The organism is Geodermatophilus africanus (genome assembly GCF_900107105.1).
GTDB lineage: Bacteria > Actinomycetota > Actinomycetes > Mycobacteriales > Geodermatophilaceae > Geodermatophilus > Geodermatophilus africanus.
Genome location: NZ_FNOT01000004.1, coordinates 470,641 through 485,787 on the forward strand (window position 1 = coordinate 470,641; position 15,147 = coordinate 485,787).

Consider the following 15,147-nt stretch of genomic DNA (forward strand, 5'->3'; position numbering starts at 1 on the left):
GGCGGTGGCGGTGGGATTTGAACCCACGGAGGCTTGCACCTCACACGCTTTCGAGGCGTGCTCCTTCGGCCGCTCGGACACGCCACCGTCGAACAGACTACAGGCCCCGCTGACGGCGGAAGAACGCGCGCAGCAGCGCGGCGCACTCCTCGGCCCGGACCCCGCCGGTGACCTGCGGACGGTGGTTGAGCCGGCGGTCGCGGACGACGTCCCACAGCGACCCGGCCGCGCCCGCCTTGGGGTCGTCGGCGCCGTAGACGACCCGGTCGACCCGGGCCAGCACGCTCGCACCGGCGCACATGGTGCAGGGCTCGAGGGTGACGACGAGCGTCGTCCCGGTCAGCCGCCAGCCGTCGCCGTGCACCCGCGCGGCGGCGCGCAGCGCCAGCACCTCCGCGTGCGCGGTCGGGTCGCCCCGCTTCTCCCGCTCGTTGGCCGCCTCGGCGAGGACGCCGCCGTCCGGCCCGAGGACGACGGCGCCGATGGGCGTGTCGCCCCACGCGACGGCGGCCGCGGCCAGTTCGAGCGCGCGGCCCATCGCGGCGTCGACGTCTCCGGTCACCGGTTCTGCTCCGGAGAGGCCGGTACCGACCAGGTCCCCGGGGAGTCGGCCCCTGCTTCCCCCTGTGAGCAGGGGCCGAGCACCGGGAGGGGCACACGTGCCGGGGACGGGGTCACGAGGCGGGGCCGTCCCGCAGCTCGATGCCGACCAGCGCCGACAGCTCGTCCAGGGCGACGGCCGGGTCGACCACCTTGACGGTGTGCATGCCCATCGCCCGGGCGGGCTTGAGGTTGATGCCGAGGTCGTCGAGGTAGGCGCAGTCGGAGAACGCGAGGTCCCGGCCGACGGCCGCCGACAGCCGGGCCAGCGCGCGGCGATAGATCTCCGGCTCGGGCTTGCGCACACCCTCGACCGAGGACTCCACCACCGCGTCGAACAGCTCCAGCAGCTCCCCCAGCCGGCCGGTGCGCTCCATCGGCGCGACGTTGTTGGACAGCAGCGCCAGCGGGACCTCGGCCGCCCGCAGCCGCCGCACCGCCTCGACCATCTCCAGGCGGAGCTCGCCGGCCAGCGCGGCGAGCACCCGCCGGGCGTCCACCTGGTGTCCCGCAGCCAGCGCCTCGGCCTCGAAGGCGTCGGTGAACCCGGCGGCGTCGAGCTCGTTGCGCTCGAAGCGGGCCCAGGCGTTGGTGTCGGGGTCGGTGCTGTTGAGCCGCACGATCAGGCCCTCGGGCAGCCCCGCCTCGGTCTCGTAGGCGGTGAAGGCGGTCATCGGGCTCTCGGTGATCACCCCGCCGAGGTCGAAGACGACCGCCGACGCCACCGCGCTCACGACGTCCTCCGGTTCGCTCCCGCCCGGCGGAGCCGGTGGGACGGCAGAGCCGCTCACGACCGCACCGCCGCGGCCAGCTCGTCGGCGAAGCCCAGCCGGGTCGCGATCGCGGCGACCATCTCGTCGGCCCACAGGTCGTCGGCGGTGACGATCGGCCGCAGCTGGTCGGCGGGCAGGCCGTCGTCGGCGAAGACGTCGAGGTCGCCGCCGGGCCAGCCGGTCTCGTCGTCGTCGAAGGCGCCCTCGTCGTCGACCGCGATGCCGTAGCGCTCGACCACCTCGGCGGCCAGCAGCCACTCCTGCATGGTCGCGTCGGAGATCAGCGCCCGCACCAGCCCGCCGGGCCCGTGCCGCAGGACGACGAAGTACAGCCGCGAGTCGACGACCACGACGAACGGCCCCGGCCAGTCCGCGCCGCCCGGGTCGCCCAGGGCCCGTTCCAGGGCCGGCAGCTCGTCCCCGGCGTCCGCCGCGAGCATCTCCACGCGCCAGCCCCCGCCCGGACGGCTGACCCGAACCGCCCAGCTGGCCGGCGCCCCGGGTGCGCTCATCGGCGCCGCAGCATCGTCAGGCCGTCGGCCAGCGGCAGCAGCACCGTCTCCCAGCGCGGGTCGGTGGCCAGCGCCGCGTTGAGCTCGACCAGCGCCCGGTCGTCGTCGGTCTGCGGGTCGAGCACGCGGCCGTTGCGCAGCGTGTTGTCGAGCAGCACGACGCCGCCGTCGGTCATCCGCGGGTGCAGCTGCTCGACGTAATCGGCGTAGCCGGTCTTGTCCGCGTCGACGAACGCCAGGTCGAAGGTCGGCTCCGTCGGCAGCGCCCGCAACGACTCGTGCGCGTCACCCAGCCGCAGCACGACCCGGTCGGCGAGCCCGGCGCGGGCCCAGTACCGCTGCGCCACCGCCGTCCACCCCTCGCTGGCGTCCAGGCACAGGAGCGACCCGTCGGCGGGCAGCCCGCGGGCCACGCACAGCGCCGAGTAGCCGGTGAAGGTGCCGATCTCGACCGCCCGGCGGACGCCGAGGGCGCGGGTGAGCAGCTGCATGAAGGTGCCCTGCTCGGGCGCGATCTGGAAGGTCGCCGGCACCTCCCCGCGGTCGGCCATCGCCGCCGTCTCGGCGAGCAGGTCGGCGGCGACGTCGTCCGGCTGCTCGGAGTTGGCGCGCACGTAGTCGGCGAGTTCCGGCGTCAGGAGGAACGACCGCGGGGTCATGGCGTGGAGCCGCAGGTCGACGAGGAGGCCGTCATAGCCTCTGATCATGGCCGATCCCGCTCCGGACGACGGAGCCGACGTCGCCCCCGCGCTGTTCGCCCGGCTGGCCGCCGACCCCCTGGCCGACCTGCTGGGCATCGAGCTGGAGCAGGTCCGGCCCGGGTACGCCCGCGCGGCGATGACGGTGGGCCCGCAGCTGCTCAACGCGGTCGGCACCGCGCACGGCGGCGCCACGATGGCCCTGCTCGACGTCGTCCACGCGGCGGTCAGCAACAGCCACGGCACGATCGCGGTGGCCCAGGACGTGCACACCGAGTTCCTCGCCCCCGGCCGGCCGGGCGACCGGCTGGTCGCCGAGGGCACCGAGGTGCACCGCAGCCGCCGCACCGCGGTCTACCGCATCGAGGCCCGCGCCCAGGACGGTCGGCTGGTGGCGACCGCGCTGGCCAGGGTGTTCCGCACGGAGACCGCCTGGGCCGACCGGTGACCGCCTTCCCCGTGCCGACCGTGCCCGCTCCGCCGGTCGGCGTCGTCGGGCTGGGCCAGCTGGGCGGGTCGTTGGCCGCCGCCCTCGTCGCGGCCGGCCGGGAGGTGACCGGGTGGGACGTCGACCCCGCCGCCCGGGACGCCGCCGCGGCGCGCGGGGTGCGGATCGCCCGCGAGCTGACCGGCGTGGTGGTCCTCGCCGTCCCGTTGCCGGCGATGGCCGGGGCGCTGGCGGGCCTCGGCGTCGACCCGGAGGCCACCGTCACCGACCTCGGGTCGGTCAAGGCACCGGTGCTCGCCGAGCTCGGGCCGATGCTGGGCGGGCGCTACGTCGGCGGGCACCCGATGTGCGGCACCGAGCGCTCCGGGCACGGGGCGACCGACCCCGGCCTGTTCGCCGGAGCCCGCTGGGCGCTGTGCGTGGAGCCCGGCACCGACCTGGCGCGCTGGCTGCGGGTGGCCGAGGTGGCGCTGGCCGTCGGCGCCGAGGTGGTGCCGGCGACCGCGGCCGAGCACGACGACGCCGTCGCGGCCGTCAGCCACGTGCCGCATCTGCTCGCCGCGGCCCTGGCCGCCGCCGCCGGTGAGGCCGGCCCGCTGGCGCTCGCGCTGGCCGCCGGCAGCTTCCGCGACGGCACCCGGGTGATCGGCAGCGACCCGGGCTTCGTCACCGCGATGGTGCAGGGCAACGCCGGTCCGACGGCGGCCGCGCTGGCCCGGGTGCTGGCGCAGCTGGCGCGGCCGTGGCCGGAGCTGGTGGCGGCCGGGCACGCCGTCCGCGCGGGGAGCCCGGCGGGACGGCGTCCGGTGCGGGTGCCCCTGGAGCGGGCCGCGCTCCTGTCGCTGGGCCGGGCCGGCGGAGCGGTGACCCGGCGGCTGGCGGCGTTCGTCGAGGGCTACGTGCCGGCTGTCGACTGACGCCGGCTGACCGTTTCGCCCGCCCCCCGGCGGGCAGGGAGCGTCCATGGACGACAGCGAGATCCGCGGCCGCATCGAGGCGCTGGTCGAGGAGGAGCACCGACTGCGGAACAGCGGCGAGCACACCGCCGAACAGCGCGCCCGGCTGCAGCAGATCGAGGAGGACCGCGACCAGCTCTGGGACCTGCTGCGCCAGCGGGACGCCAAGCGCCAGTACGGCGAGGACCCCGACGAGGCCGAGCCGCGGTCCGAGCAGCAGGTCGAGGGCTACCTGCAGTAAGAGGACCCCCTCGCCCCCCACCGCCCGCAGGCTCGCGGCGGGCCCCTGCGAGGGGCCGGGACGGGGCCGAACACTTAGACGTCGAAGTGTGCGCTGGTGATCTCCGGGTAGGAGCCGCCGCGGCGCGCGTGGTCGCGCGTCCGGGTGCGGAGGGAGCAGGCATGGTGCGCGCGGCACGGACGATCCGGCGGGCGGTGGTGACCGGGGGCGCGGGTTTCCTCGGCTCCCACCTCTGCGAGCAGCTGCTCGACCGGGGCGTCGAGGTGGTCTGCCTCGACAACTTCCTCACCGGCTCCCCGCAGAACGTCGTCCACCTGATGGAGCACCCCGGCTTCCGGCTGGTCCGCTGCGACGTCACCGACTTCGTGCACGTGCCCGGCGAGGTCGACCTGGTGCTGCACTTCGCCTCGCCGGCCAGCCCGCTGGACTACCTGCGGATGCCGATCGAGACGCTCAAGGTCGGCAGCCTGGGCACGCTGCACACCCTGGGGCTGGCCCATGAGAAGGGCGCCCGGTACGTGCTCGCCTCCACCTCGGAGGTCTACGGCGACCCGCTGGTGCACCCCCAGGACGAGGAGTACTGGGGGAACGTCAACCCGGTGGGCCCGCGCGGCGTGTACGACGAGGCGAAGCGCTTCAGCGAGGCCATGACGACGGCCTACCGGACGTCGAAGGGCACCGACACCGGCATCGTCCGGATCTTCAACACCTACGGGCCCCGCATGCGCCCGGACGACGGCCGCGCCATCCCGGCCTTCGTCGGGCAGGCGCTCTCCGGCCGGCCGCTGACCGTCGCCGGCGACGGCTCGCAGACCCGGTCGATCTGCTACGTCGACGACACCGTGCGCGGCATCCTGGCGATGGCGTTCTCGCACCACACCGGGCCGGTCAACATCGGCAACCCCGACGAGCTGTCGATGCTGCGGCTGGCCGAGTGGATCGTCGAGCTGACCGGCTCGTCGTCGGAGATCACCTTTGTCGACCTCCCGGTGGACGACCCGAAGGTCCGGCGTCCCGACACCACGCGCGCCGAGCAGCTGCTGGGCTGGCGGCCGACGGTGCCCTCGGAGGAGGGGCTGCGGCACACCGTGGCGTGGTTCGCCGAGCAGTTGCAGGCGGCCGACGTCCGCGCCGGGTGAGCCACGGCCGGTCAGCGATCGCCTCTACGGTGTAAGGGGCGGTCGCGGGGTCGCCGGAGACCCTGACCACTTCGACGGGGGAGCTGCACCATGGGGCGCCACGCCGACACCTCAGCCGGGCGCCGGTCGCTCCAGCTGACGCCGCAGGTCCTCATCGCCCTGGCGGTGGCCGCGGTGGTGCTGCTGGCCGGCGGCATCACGTGGTGGGCCGTCGGTGCCGGGAGCGGCGACTGCGACCGCACCGCGGTGGTGCGCGTCGCCGTCGCCCCCGAGCTGGCCCCCGTCGCCGAGCAGGTGCTCACCGACGCGGAGGGCCTGCGCCCCGAGGACTGCGCCTCCGCCCGGGTCACCGCCCAGGAGCCGGTCCAGACCGTCGGCGACCTCGGGGCGCTGGACGCCGGGGACCTGCCGCACCTGTGGGTGCCCGACTCCTCGCTGTGGACCGCCCGCGCCCAGGACTCCGCCCTGGAGGCCGTCGGGTCGGTCGCCGCCTCCCCCGTCGTGCTGGCCACCAGCCAGGCCGCCGTCGACGCGCTGGGCTGGGCCGACGGGGCACCGGGCTGGGCCGCGGCGCTGGCCGGCGAGCAGGGCATCGCCGTCCCCGACCTGGCGACCAGCGCCGAGGCCCTGACCGCGTTGAGCGCGGTCCGGACCGCGCTGGGGGGTGGCGAGGAGGCCGACAACGCCGTGGTGCAGACGGTGCTGGCCGCCGGGCGCGGCCCGGCGGTCTCGCCGGCCGACGCGCTGCGGGACGGGAGCGAGGGCTCGCCCGACGCACCGCTGGTCCCGGTGAGCGAGCAGGAGGTGTGGGCGGCCAACGCCGACGCCGAGGACGTGCAGCTGGTCGCCGTCTACCCGGCGGAGGGCTCGCCGGTGCTGGACTACCCCCTGGTCCGGGTCGGCACCGCCTCGGCTCCGGAGGCCGCCGCGGTCGACGCCGCCGTGCGGGCGCTGACCTCGGACGCGGCGCGCACCGCCGCCCTGGAGGCGGGCTTCCGCGACACCGAGGGCACCGCACCGGCCGGCGCCGGGGCCGCCGGCATCCAGGAGGCCGCCCCACAGGCGCTGCAGCTCGACCCCGCCGAGGTGCAGGCACTGCTCGCCCAGCTGTCGGAGCTGGCCGCGCCGTCCCGGATCCTCACCGTCTTCGACATCTCGACCTCCATGGAGGCCCCGGCCGGCGACGGCACCCGCGCCACGCTCGCCCGCGACGCGGCCAAGAGCACGCTCACCCTGGTGCCGGGGAACTTCGCGCTGGGTCTGTGGTTCTTCGCCGCCGAGCTGGAGGGCGACCGCGACTGGACCGAGGCGGTGCCCACGCGGGCGCTCGAGGCGGAGGTCGGGGGCACCCTCCAGCGCGACCTGCTCGACGAGGAGCTCGACACCATCCCGGACCGGCTGAGCCCCGGCGGCACCGGGCTGTACGACACCACGCTGGACGCGGTCCGGGCCGCGCGCGGCGACTTCGACCCGACTGCCGTCAACAGCGTGCTGGTCGTCACCGACGGGACGAACGAGGACTCCCGGGGCGTCGACCTCGACGAGCTGCTGGAGACGCTGCGCAGCGAGGCCGACCCGGAGCGGCCGATCAAGGTCATCGGGGTGGCCCTCGGACCGGACGCCGACCTGGGCGCGCTCGAGCAGATCGCCGACGCGACCGGCGGCGCGGCCTACTCCGCGGTCGACCCGACCGACCTGCAGACCGTGCTGTTCGACGCGCTGCGCCAGCGCTGACACCGCGGTCCCCCGGGCCGCACCTCGGCCGGGTGCCACTCGTCCGGCGCCGCTGACCCACTCCCGCGGCCCCCCTCAGGGCCCCGCACCGAGCCTGCGAGTCGTGGCGAGGAGGGGGTCCTCTCTCAGGTCCGAGCGAGCAGGTCGGCGAGCGCCGCGGTGACCTCCTCGGCGGTGATCTCCCCCAGCGCCGGGTCGAGCTCGGTGCCCCACGGGTCGCCGGTGCCATCGCCGTGCCAGAGGACGACGTGTAGTGCCCCCTGCCCCCCGGCCCTGACCGGCGGCCCCCACAGCGCGGGCGACACCGGCCCGAACAGCACCACCGAGGGACGGCGGTAGGCCGTCGCCAGGTGCGCCATGCCCGTGTCGCCGCTGACCACGACCCGCGCACCGGCGACCACAGCGGCCAGCTCGAGGGTCGTCGTCCGCCCGGCGAGCACGGCGTGCTCCCCCAGCCCGGCGCCCTCGGCCACCGTCCGGGCGAGCGGCACCTCGGCCGGGCCGCCGGTGACCCGCACGTCGAGCCCCGCGGCGGCCAGGTGCCGGGCGACGGTGGCGAACCGCTCGGCCGGCCAGCGCCGGCCCGGGAACGCCGCCCCCGGGTGGACGAGCGCGACGCCCGCCGGCGCCGGGGAGGGCACCGAGGGGACGGCGAGGTCGAGCGCGTCGGGGTCGGCGTCCACCCCCAGCCCCTCCGACACGAGCCGGCACCAGCGCCGCACCTCGTGCTCGTCGGGGTACCAGGTCGGCCCGGGATAACCCGGGCTGTCGAAGGTCAGCAGCCGCCGCGGCCCCAGGCCGGCGACCACGACGTGCGAGGCCGGGCCCTTGCCGTGCAGGTCGACGGCGAGCTCCGGCGGCGGGCCGGACCAGTCCAGCTGCTCGAGCTCGCGGGCGGGCAGCACCTCGTCGACCGCGTCGACCAGCGAGGCGAGCGGCTCGAGCGCCGCCGTCGTGGCCAGCACCAGCCGGTGGCCGGGCACCGCGGCGCGCACCGCCCGGATGGCCGGCACGCCGGTGAGCAGGTCGCCCAGCCCCAGCGGCCGCAGAACGACGGCGACAGGCCGGCCCGCAGCGGGCCTGGAACGGCCCTGCTGCAGGGGCCCGCGCCGAGCCTCTACGGCCGCGTCCGGAGGCTCGCCCCGAGTCTGCGAGGGGTGAGGGGGACGTGGTCCTTCCAGGGGGGCAGCAGGGTCCTTTCTCACACTCGCGAGCGCTCGACCAGGGCCGTCGTGGAGTGCCCGTCGAGGTAGGGCAGCACGACCGCCTGGCCGCCCCAGCGCCGCAGCACCGCGGCCTCGGGCAGGTCGGCGCCGGCGTAGTCCCCGCCCTTGGCCCACACGTCCGGGCGCAGCCGGCCGATCACCTCGGCCGGGGTGTCCTCGTCGAACACGACGACCGCGTCGACGAACTCCAGCGCCTCCAGCACGCGGGCCCGGTCGGTGGCGGTCACGAGCGGCCGCGAGGGGCCCTTGAGCCGGCGCACCGAGTCGTCGGAGTTGATGCACACCACCAGGCAGTCGCCCAGCCCGCGGGCGGCCCGCAGCGTCGCGACGTGGCCGGGGTGCAGCAGGTCGAAGCAGCCGCCGGTGGCGACCACCGTCCCGCCCGCCGCGCGGACCCGGGCGATCACCCCCTCCGCCCCGGGCTCGGCGACCACGTCCGGCTCGACCGCGTCCCACGCCGAGGCACCCCCCCGGGCGACGAAGGCGCCGGCGGACGCGACCGCGGCCGCCACCGCCTCGCCGGTCACCGCGCCGTCGGCCAGCGCGAGCGCCGCGGCGGCCGCGAACGAGTCGCCGGCGCCGCACGGGTCGCCGCCGGTCACCGGCGTCGCGGGCACGACCATCGGCGCGCCCTCGCCGTAGGAGAGCAGCGCTCCGCGGGCGCCCAGGGTCACCGCGACCGCGCCGACGCCCCAGTGCCGGATCAACGCCTCCGCCCGCGCCCCGACCGCGGCCAGCCCGTCGCCCCCGGCGGCCATCCCGGCCAACGAGGCCACGCGGGCGGCCTCGGCACAGTTGGGCGTGACCAGCCGGGCATGGGGCACCGGGTCGGCGCCGCGCGGGTGCGGGTCCCAGACGATCGGCCCGCCGGCCCCGGTCAGCAGCGACCGGACGGCGGGGTCGGCCGTCGTCCCCCGGCCGTAGTCGGCGACCAGCACCGCCGCGGCGCCGCGGACGACGTCGGCCGCGGCCGCGGGCAGCGCGCCCAGCCCGGCCACCGGGGCGCCGCTGTCGATGCGGGCCACCGAGTGGTCGCCCACCCGCACGCGGCGCTTCACCGCCGTCCCGCCGGTCGCCGGGATCTCGACCAGCCGCACCCGGCCGGCCAGCAGCGCCCGGAGCCGGTCGGCGTCGGCGTCGTCGGCCATGGGGGTGACCAGCACGACCTCCCGGCCGGTCGCCCGGGCCGCGATGACCGCCGCCAGAGCGGCACCGCCGGGCCGCTCGCGGGTCTCGACGTCCTCCACGACCGGCACGGGGGCGTCGGGGGTGAGCCGGGACGCCGTCCCGACCAGGTCGACGTCGAGCAGCGCGTCGCCGACGACGACGAGCGGCCTCATCGGGCCATCCCGAGCCGGGTCTCGGGCACGCGCGCCGGCTCGACGAGCACGGCCGCGTCGAAGGCGGCGCAGACCAGGTGCAGCGCGACGAGGTGGCACTCCTGCACGGTCGCCGTCCACGGGGAGTCGATGCAGACCGCGTCGTCGGCGACGGCGGCGAGCGGGTTGGGCGCCGGGCCGGTCATCGCCAGCACGGTGATGCCGCACTCGCGGGCCCGGCGGGCGGCGGCGACGGCGTTGGGGCTGCGGCCGGAGGTCGACAGCAGCACGAGCACGTCGCCGGCCCGCCCGTGCGCCTCGACCTGCCGGGCGAACAGCTCGTCGGCCGGGTAGTCGTTCGCGATGGCGGTGAGCGACGACGTCTCGGCGGTCAGGCAGATCGCGGAGAACGGCGGCCGGTCGGCCCGGTAGCGGCCCACCAGCTCGGCGGTCAGGTGCTGGGCCTGCGCGGCGCTGCCGCCGTTGCCCGCCGCGAGCAGCCGGCCGCGGTGCTCCCCGCACAGCACGTCGGCGAGCAGCCGCCCCCAGCGGTCCAGGGTGTCGAGCTGGCCGTCCAGCGACCGCAGCGCGGTGGTCAGCGAGGCGACGTGGTCGGCGCCGGTCAGGTGGGTGCAGGCGTCCGGCGAGACGACCTCGCCGGCGGAGTGGGGCGGAACACTCATCGGGCGACCTCCACGGGATCGCGGCTGGCCAGGACCTGCCGGTAGACGGTGTCGGTGTCGGCGACCACGCGGGCCCACCGGTAGCGGCTGCGGGCGCGCTGCACCCCGGCCGCGCCGTAGGCGGCGCGGCGGGCGTCGTCGGCCAGGAGGTCGGCGAGCACCGCGCCGAGCCGGGCCGGGTCCCGCGGCGGGACCAGGTCGCCGGTGACGCCGTCGGCCACGGAGTCCTGCAGCCCGCCGACCGCGGTGGCGACCACCGGACGGCCGCAGGCCATGGCCTCCAGCGGGGTGATGCCGAAGGGCTCGTACCAGGGCACGGCCAGCACGACGTCGGCCGAGCGGATCCACGCCGGGACGTCGGCGCGCGCCACCGCGCCGGTGAAGACCAGCCGGTCGGCGACGCCCAGGGAGGCGGCGACCGCGCGCAGCCGGCGCACCTCGGCGTCGTCGTCCAGCTGCGCGACCGGCGGGCCGCCGACGACGACCAGCTCGGCGTCGGGGACGGCGGCCAGCGCGCGGACGGCGTCCTCCTGCCCCTTGCGCTCGACCAGCCGGCCGAGGACCAGCAGCCGCCGGCGCTCGCCGCGGGGGGCGACCGCGCCGCGCGGGGTGAAAACGCTCGTGTCCACCCCGCACGGCACGACCGAGACCCGGTCGCTGTCCAGGCCCAGCCGGCGCAGCTCGAAGACCTCGTCGGAGCAGGTGGCGACGACGTGGGTGACCCTGCGGCACAGCGACCGCTCCAGCTCGACCCGCTGCGGCGGCGAGGTGTCGGCGGCGCCCTGGTGACGGCGCTTGACCGAGCCGAGCGCGTGGAAGGTCTGCAGCACGGGGATCGGCCCGGCGGCGGCGACCGACGCCAGCCCGCTCATCCAGAAGTGCGCGTGCACCAGGTCCGGCGGCCGCTGCGCCCACTCGCGGCGCAGCTCGGAGGCGAACTCGGGCATGTGCCGCAGCAGGTCGTCCTTGGGCAGCACCCGGGCCGGCCCGGCGGTCACGTGCGCGACGTCGTAGCCGTCGGCGGTGGTCACCCGGTCCGGCTGGTCGGGGTCCTCCCGCCGGGTGTGCACGGTCACCGCGTGCCCGCGGCGGGCCAGACCCGCGGCGAGCGCGGCGACGTGCACGTTCTGTCCGCCGGCGTCCACGCCGCCGATGGCGGCGAGCGGACTGGCGTGCTCGGACACCAGATCGACGTTCACCGGGTCACCTCCTCGAGTAGCGCATCCCAGTCGGAGAGGAACCGGGGAAGCCCGTACCGCTCCAGCGCGGCGGCGCGTGCCGCCTTGCCGGCCAGCCGGGCGGCGTCCTCGTCGTGCAGGTAGGTGCGGACGGCGTCCCACAGGACGTCGGGACGGGTGGAGAGCACGCCGGCCTCGGCCGGCACCGCCTCCACCACCTCCGTGGCGGCCAGGGCGACCACCGGCAGGCCCAGGTGCATCGCCTCGAGCAGCGAGAGCCCGAGGGAGGTCCAGCGGACCGGGTGCACGTAGACCCGGCGGCGGGCCAGCTCGGTGTGCATCGCGGCCTGCGGTGGGTCGTCGTGCAGCGCGACGCGGCCGGGGTCGAGGCCGTAGCGCTCGTGCAGCCCGGCCAGCCCCATGCCGAACACGTCGACCGGCGCGACGGCGGCCAGCCCGGGCAGCAGGTCGGCGCCGACCGTGCGGCCGCGGCGGACCGGCTCGTTGGTGACCACGGCGGCCCGCGCCAGCTCGCCGGTGTACCGCTCGCCGGGGTCGACGATGCCGTGCTCGATCACCGTCGTCGGCGCCCGGCCGTTGTCGTAGAAGAGCTGGTTGAAGTGCGTGACGTGCGCGATCGGGATGTCGTCGCGGTCGGCCAGCGGGTGCCGGGTGTGGGGCACCGGCCCGTCACCGGGCTCCAGCCCCGGCGCGTTGTGCTCGAGGAAGACGGCGGGCAGGTCGCGACCGGGCTCGCGGTCCAGCCACTCCCGCACGAGCTCCAGGTCGCCGGTGCGCTGCAGGACGACGACGTCGACGTCCTGGTCGCGCAGCTGCTCCGGGGTCACCTCGCGGGCCGACGCCGGCCAGTCCCAGGTGCGCGCCCGGCCGAGGCCGTCCGGGCCGCGGTCCGGGGTCACCGGGATCAGGTACTCGTGCCGCCCCTGGACGAAGGCCGTCGTCCACGAGCCGTGCACGTGCCACAGCAGGACCCTCACGCGGCGATCACCTTCTCCACGGCGGCGACGACGTCGGCGGCGGTCACCGACGCGAGACAGGGGTGGCCGGGCACCGGGCACTCACGCGCCCGGGTCAGCCGGCAGGCGGCGTCCTGGTCGCCGAGCAGCACGGTCGGCACGCCGTAGGGCGCCCACCGGACGGCCGGCACGACCGGGGAGAAGAGCGAGACCACGGGCGTGCCGACGGCGGCGGCCAGGTGTGCCGGGCCGGTGTTGCCGACGACCACCGCGGCCGCCGCCTCCAGCACCGCCGCCAGCTCCGCCAGGCTCAGCGCACCGCCGAGGTCGACGCCGCGGGCGCCGGCGACGGCCGCGGTGAGCTCCCGCTCCCCCGGCCCGCCGGTGACCAGCACCCGGTGGCCGGCGCCGGCCAGCGCCTCGACCGCCTCGGCGCAGCGGTGCGCGGGCCACGCCCGCGCGGGCACGCTCGCGCCCGGGTGCAGGACGACGTAGCCCCCCGCGAGATCTGCACAGTGGTGGCCATCAGGTCCCGGATGGTCCCCACTGTGCAGATCTCGCAGGTCGGGCAGGGGTCGGCGCACGGCGAGCCGGCCGTCGTCGCCGGCCGGCAGGTCGAAGCCCGCGGCGCGGGCGAGGGACAGGGCCCGCTCGGGCTCGGGCAGGTCGTCGTCGACCCGGTGGCGGACGTCGAGCAGCGACCCGGGGTAGTCCACGCTGATCGCGGAGATCCGCGGCACGCCGGCAGTGCGCAGCACCAGTGCCAGGGGCAGGGGCGACTGGTGGAAGGACGTGGAGATCACGGCCTCGTCGGGGGCCAGGGCGCGGACCCGGTCGGTGAGCCCCGCGAGGTCCCCCGCGTCGACCGGCGGCGGGTCGCCGAGGATCCAGGGGCAGGCCCAGGTCCACACCTCGTCGACGCCGGGCAGCAGCCGCGCCGCGTCGGCACCGGCCGGGCCGGCGAGGAACACGACCCGCTCGGCGCCGGCGGCCACGGCCCGCACCAGCGGCCCCTGCACCAGGACGTCGCCGACCGAGTCCAGCCGCGCGACCAGGACCGTGCGGCGGGGGGCGGGGCCGCGGGCCGTCACCAGCAGCCCGCCAGGACCTGATCGACCGCCTCGGTAAGGGTGGCGCCGCGGTGGGGCGCCGCCTCGACCTCGGCCCGCCGCGTGACCGGCGTCGGGACGAGGATCCCGCGCGCGCCGGCGGCCGCGGCGGCCTCGACGTCGGCCCCGATGTCCCCGACGACCACGCAGCGGGCCGGGTCGACGTCGAGCTCGGCGCAGGCGGCCTTGACCATGCCGGGCGCGGGCTTTCGGCAGCTGCAGCCGTCGTCCGGCCCGTGCGGGCAGATCTGGACGGTGTCGAAGGGGCCCAGCAGCTCGTCGAGCCGGGCCATGCAGGCGTCCACCTGCTCGCGGGTGATCAGCCCGCGGGCGACGCCGGACTGGTTGCTCACCACGCCGACCCGCACGCCGCGGGCGCGCAGCGCGTCGACGGCCTCCCGCGCACCGGGCACCGGCGTCACCAGCGCGGGGTCGCCGTTGTACGGGTAGTCCCGCACGAGGGTCCCGTCGCGGTCGAACAGCACCAGGTCCGGCAGCCCGCGCCACGGCCGCACCCGGCGGTGCCGCACCGCGCCGCGCAGGAAGTGCCAGGTGGCCAGCGGCGGGATCAACGCGCTGGTGGCGAGCATGGTGGTGACCTCGGCGCGGTCGCGCGGGCCGGGCCCGATCCGGGCCCGGGCGAACTCACCGGTGCCGGCGGCCCAGGCCGCGGCGGCGGCGAGCGCGGCGCGCGGCCGGCGGGCGACGGCGAGACCGAGGGCGGCGACCCCGGCGGCGGTGACGGCCAGGTGCCGCGGCCGGCGGCCCAGCGGAGCGTCGGCGCGCTCCCGCCAGCCGGGGCCGTGCAGCCGCCGCATGAGGACGTCGTCGGCGTTGCCGGCCTGCACGCGGACGCTCACCCAGCGGTCGACCGGGCGCACCGGGTGGGTGATCCAGCGGCGCCCGCGGACCAGCCGCGCGCCGGTGTCCATGACCCGGAGGGCCAGGTCGGAGTCCTCGCGGAAGGCGCGGGGGAAGCGCTCGTCGAATCCGCCGACGGCGGCCAGGGCGGCGCGGCGGTAGGCGAGGTCGGCGGTGATCCAGGAGCTGGTGGCCAGGCCCGCGGTGCCGCGCTCCCAGTCGGTGGGCCGGCGGTCCGCGGGCAGCGGCACCCGCACCCGGCCCTGGCTGCCGGCGACGTCGGCCGGCAGGTCGGAGAGGTCCTCGGCCAGCCGCTGGTACCAGCCGGGGTCGGGGACGACGTCGTCGTCGAGGAAGGCCACCCAGGCGGTGCGCACGCTGCGCCAGCCGAGGTTGCGGGCGCGGGCCGGACCACCGCCGCCGGTGCGCACCACGCGCACGGGCGGCAGGCCGGGCCGCTCGGGGTGCAGCGGCTCGCCGGCGGGCCGGTCGTCGACCAGCACCAGCTCGGCCGGACGGGGACCGGGGGCCTGCGCGAGGGCGTCGAGCAGCACGTCGAGCGACGGCCGGCCGACGGTCGGCACGACCACGGAGCACTGCTCGATCCCCACCTGCATGATCGCGTCCTGCCCGTCCTGACTGGAGTGGAAACACTATGGGCTTGAAGTGTCCGGTGGGCGAGCGTCGACGAGG

At 77.1% G+C, this 15,147-nt stretch carries 16 protein-coding genes and 1 tRNA gene; 5 read left to right on the forward strand and 12 right to left on the reverse strand.

The window, feature by feature from the left end:
• Window positions 1-2: 2 nt before the first annotated feature.
• The 5 genes from BLW63_RS10055 to BLW63_RS10075 all read right to left on the reverse strand — a co-directional run bounded on the left by BLW63_RS10055 (window position 3) and on the right by BLW63_RS10075 (window position 2,592).
• Window positions 3-87, reverse strand: a tRNA-Ser gene (locus BLW63_RS10055).
• 10 nt (window positions 88-97) lie between these two features.
• Complete coding sequence (gene tadA, locus BLW63_RS10060; protein WP_211517066.1) at window positions 98-562, reverse strand: tRNA adenosine(34) deaminase TadA; 465 nt, start codon at window positions 560-562, stop codon at window positions 98-100.
• Window positions 563-674: 112 nt separating this feature from the next.
• Window positions 675-1,334 carry an HAD-IA family hydrolase gene (locus BLW63_RS10065; protein ID WP_091154610.1) on the reverse strand — a complete coding sequence of 220 codons (660 nt, stop codon included), beginning with the start codon at window positions 1,332-1,334 and terminating at the stop codon, window positions 675-677.
• A 53-nt stretch (window positions 1,335-1,387) separates the two neighbouring features.
• Window positions 1,388-1,885 carry a tRNA adenosine deaminase-associated protein gene (locus BLW63_RS10070; protein ID WP_091154614.1) on the reverse strand — a complete coding sequence of 166 codons (498 nt, stop codon included), beginning with the start codon at window positions 1,883-1,885 and terminating at the stop codon, window positions 1,388-1,390.
• The gene (locus tag BLW63_RS10075; RefSeq protein WP_244522475.1) at window positions 1,882-2,592 is read right to left on the reverse strand and encodes an O-methyltransferase; all 711 of its coding nucleotides are present in this window, start codon (window positions 2,590-2,592) and stop codon (window positions 1,882-1,884) included. Before BLW63_RS10075 ends, BLW63_RS10070 begins: the two co-directional genes overlap by 4 nt.
• On the opposite strand from BLW63_RS10075, the gene BLW63_RS10080 reads away from it, so the two are divergent.
• The 5 genes from BLW63_RS10080 to BLW63_RS10100 all read left to right on the forward strand — a co-directional run bounded on the left by BLW63_RS10080 (window position 2,591) and on the right by BLW63_RS10100 (window position 7,101).
• Window positions 2,591-3,031, forward strand: a complete 441-nt coding sequence (locus tag BLW63_RS10080; protein WP_091154618.1) for a PaaI family thioesterase — start codon at window positions 2,591-2,593, stop codon at window positions 3,029-3,031. The genes BLW63_RS10075 and BLW63_RS10080 overlap by 2 nt on opposite strands.
• A gap of 20 nt (window positions 3,032-3,051) precedes the next feature.
• Window positions 3,052-3,948, forward strand: a complete 897-nt coding sequence (locus BLW63_RS10085; protein ID WP_244522476.1) for a prephenate dehydrogenase/arogenate dehydrogenase family protein — start codon at window positions 3,052-3,054, stop codon at window positions 3,946-3,948.
• Between the two features lie 46 nt (window positions 3,949-3,994).
• The gene (locus BLW63_RS10090) at window positions 3,995-4,228 is read left to right on the forward strand and encodes a DUF2630 family protein (RefSeq protein ID WP_091154625.1); all 234 of its coding nucleotides are present in this window, start codon (window positions 3,995-3,997) and stop codon (window positions 4,226-4,228) included.
• A gap of 161 nt (window positions 4,229-4,389) precedes the next feature.
• A complete protein-coding gene (locus tag BLW63_RS10095) occupies window positions 4,390-5,367 on the forward strand; it encodes a UDP-glucuronic acid decarboxylase family protein (RefSeq protein WP_091154629.1) in 978 nt (325 codons plus the stop codon).
• A gap of 90 nt (window positions 5,368-5,457) precedes the next feature.
• Window positions 5,458-7,101, forward strand: coding sequence for a vWA domain-containing protein (locus BLW63_RS10100; RefSeq protein ID WP_091154633.1), 1,644 nt, complete (start codon window positions 5,458-5,460; stop codon window positions 7,099-7,101).
• 125 nt (window positions 7,102-7,226) lie between these two features.
• Here BLW63_RS10100 and BLW63_RS10105 read toward each other — a convergent pair whose 3' ends face one another.
• The 7 genes from BLW63_RS10105 to BLW63_RS10135 all read right to left on the reverse strand — a co-directional run bounded on the left by BLW63_RS10105 (window position 7,227) and on the right by BLW63_RS10135 (window position 15,071).
• Entirely contained in the window at window positions 7,227-8,114 is an 888-nt protein-coding gene (locus tag BLW63_RS10105) for a glycosyltransferase family 9 protein (protein WP_244522477.1), read from the reverse strand.
• Window positions 8,115-8,302: 188 nt separating this feature from the next.
• Window positions 8,303-9,667 carry a D-glycero-beta-D-manno-heptose 1-phosphate adenylyltransferase gene (gene rfaE2, locus BLW63_RS10110; protein WP_091154636.1) on the reverse strand — a complete coding sequence of 455 codons (1,365 nt, stop codon included), beginning with the start codon at window positions 9,665-9,667 and terminating at the stop codon, window positions 8,303-8,305.
• Window positions 9,664-10,329, reverse strand: coding sequence for a D-sedoheptulose-7-phosphate isomerase (locus BLW63_RS10115; protein WP_091154639.1), 666 nt, complete (start codon window positions 10,327-10,329; stop codon window positions 9,664-9,666). Before BLW63_RS10115 ends, rfaE2 begins: the two co-directional genes overlap by 4 nt.
• Window positions 10,326-11,528, reverse strand: coding sequence for a glycosyltransferase (locus tag BLW63_RS10120; RefSeq protein WP_091154642.1), 1,203 nt, complete (start codon window positions 11,526-11,528; stop codon window positions 10,326-10,328). The genes BLW63_RS10115 and BLW63_RS10120 overlap by 4 nt, the downstream gene beginning before the upstream one ends.
• Window positions 11,525-12,505 (reverse strand): glycosyltransferase, encoded by a 981-nt coding sequence (locus tag BLW63_RS10125; protein ID WP_091154646.1) that lies wholly within the window; start codon window positions 12,503-12,505, stop codon window positions 11,525-11,527. Before BLW63_RS10125 ends, BLW63_RS10120 begins: the two co-directional genes overlap by 4 nt.
• Window positions 12,502-13,575 (reverse strand): glycosyltransferase family 9 protein, encoded by a 1,074-nt coding sequence (locus BLW63_RS10130; protein ID WP_091154650.1) that lies wholly within the window; start codon window positions 13,573-13,575, stop codon window positions 12,502-12,504. Before BLW63_RS10130 ends, BLW63_RS10125 begins: the two co-directional genes overlap by 4 nt.
• Window positions 13,572-15,071: an HAD-IIIA family hydrolase gene (locus BLW63_RS10135; protein WP_091154653.1), complete on the reverse strand. Its 1,500-nt coding sequence runs from the start codon at window positions 15,069-15,071 to the stop codon at window positions 13,572-13,574. Before BLW63_RS10135 ends, BLW63_RS10130 begins: the two co-directional genes overlap by 4 nt.
• Between the last annotated feature and the right edge of the window lie 76 nt (window positions 15,072-15,147).